The organism is Mesorhizobium sp. M7A.F.Ca.CA.002.09.1.1, assembly GCF_003998555.1.
GTDB classification, from domain to species: Bacteria; Pseudomonadota; Alphaproteobacteria; order Rhizobiales; family Rhizobiaceae; genus Mesorhizobium; species Mesorhizobium ciceri.
The window spans coordinates 1-1,818 of the sequence record NZ_RZRR01001015.1 but is presented as its reverse complement, the minus strand read 5'-3'; the positions used below and the strand labels follow the sequence as shown (position 1 = coordinate 1,818).

Genomic DNA, 1,818 nt, shown 5'->3' with positions numbered 1-1,818 from the left:
GACGGAAGCACCGTCCGCAGGGGCGCCATGTTCGCGATCGCGATCCTTGCCGCCACGCCGACGCCGACGCTTGCGGCGCTTGCGGTCGCGGCCTTCGCCTTCCTCACCACCGGCAGCGGGCCGCGGCTGCTGTTGCTGCGGCTGCTGGCGTGGCTGTTCTGCCTGGATCGGCGCCTCGTCGTCTTCCTCGATGACGGCAATCTCATCCTCGGGCTCGTCCGGCTCGACATAGGCCGGGAAGCTGCGCGCCTCGACAAAGCCTTCCGGCTTTTCAGCCAACGCGCCGCGGAAGATCGCATAGTGCTGCGAACCCACCGAATCGTCGGCCTCGACGGTGATCGTCAGCCCGAAGCGGCTTTCGAGTTCCACCAGCGTGCCGCGCTTGTGGTTGAGCACGTAGAGTGCTGTCGCCGCCGGCGTCCGCACCGTGATGTGGCTGCGCGAATCCTTGAGCAGGAATTCCTCGATCGCCCGCACCACCATCAGCGCGACCGACGAATCGGAGCGCACATGGCCGGTGCCGCCGCAATGCGGGCAAGGCTTCATGGTCGATTCCAGCACGCTGGCGCGGATGCGCTGGCGTGACATCTCCATCAGGCCGAAATGCGAGATACGGCCGACCTGGATGCGCGCACGATCGTTCTTGAGGTGATCCTTCAGCCGCTTCTCGACGGAGCGGTTGTTGCGGTTCTCCTCCATGTCGATGAAGTCGATGACGATCAGGCCGGCAAGATCGCGCAGCCTTAGCTGACGCGCGACTTCCTCGGCCGCTTCCAGATTGGTGTGGAGCGCGGTGTCCTCGATCGAGTGCTCCTTGGTGGAGCGGCCCGAATTCACGTCGATGGCAACCAGCGCTTCGGTCTGGTTGATGATGATGTAGCCGCCGCTCTTCAGCGTCACTTGCGGCTGCAGCATGCGGTCGAGCTGTGCCTCGATGCCGTTGCGCACGAAGATCGGCGTCGTGTCGCGGAACGGCTGAACCACCTTGGCGTGGCTCGGCATCAGCATGCGCATGAAGTCCTTGGCCTCGCGGTAGCCTTCCTCGCCGGAGACAAGAATCTCGTCGATATCCTTGTTGTAGAGGTCGCGCACCGAGCGCTTGATCAGGCTGCCTTCCTCGTAGACCAGGGCAGGGGCCGTGGACTGCAAGGTGAGATTGCGGACATTTTCCCAAAGCCGCATCAGATATTCGTAGTCGCGCTTGATCTCTGCCTTGGTGCGGCTCTCGCCGGCGGTGCGCAGGATGACGCCCATGCCCTGCGGCACTTCGAGATCGGCGACGACCTCCTTGAGCCGCTTGCGGTCGACCGCGCTGGTGATCTTGCGCGAAATGCCGCCGCCACGCGCCGTGTTCGGCATCAGCACCGAATAGCGGCCGGCCAGCGACAGATAGGTGGTCAGCGCCGCGCCCTTGTTGCCGCGCTCTTCCTTGACGACCTGCACCAGGAGGATCTGCCGGCGCTTGATCACTTCCTGGATCTTGTACTGGCGGCGCACCGGCTTGCGGCGGTTGCGCACTTCTTCCAGCGCATCCTCGGCGCCGACCGATTCGACCTCGTGATCGTCCGGATGCGAGGACTGCACTTCTTCCAGCATGCCGCGATCATTGTCGCCGGAGGTCGCTTCGCTGCCTTGTTCGGCCAGCGGGACGGCTTCGGAAATCACATCGGCCTCGACCGAGGCGGCGATCGACGTCGGGCCGCCTTCGCGGATTTCGCCTTCGTCCTGCTCGGCCGAATCCTCGCCATGCTCGGACGCATCGGCATGTTCGGACGAATCAGCCGCATGTTCAATGATCTCGGACGTGTGCGAGATGTC

At 64.2% G+C, this 1,818-nt stretch carries 1 protein-coding gene; it reads right to left on the bottom strand.

What is annotated here, in order from left to right; translation table 11 throughout:
• The coding region (locus EN994_RS29635) for a ribonuclease E/G (RefSeq protein ID WP_164746330.1) at positions 1-1,818 on the bottom strand (1,818 nt) is incomplete at both ends.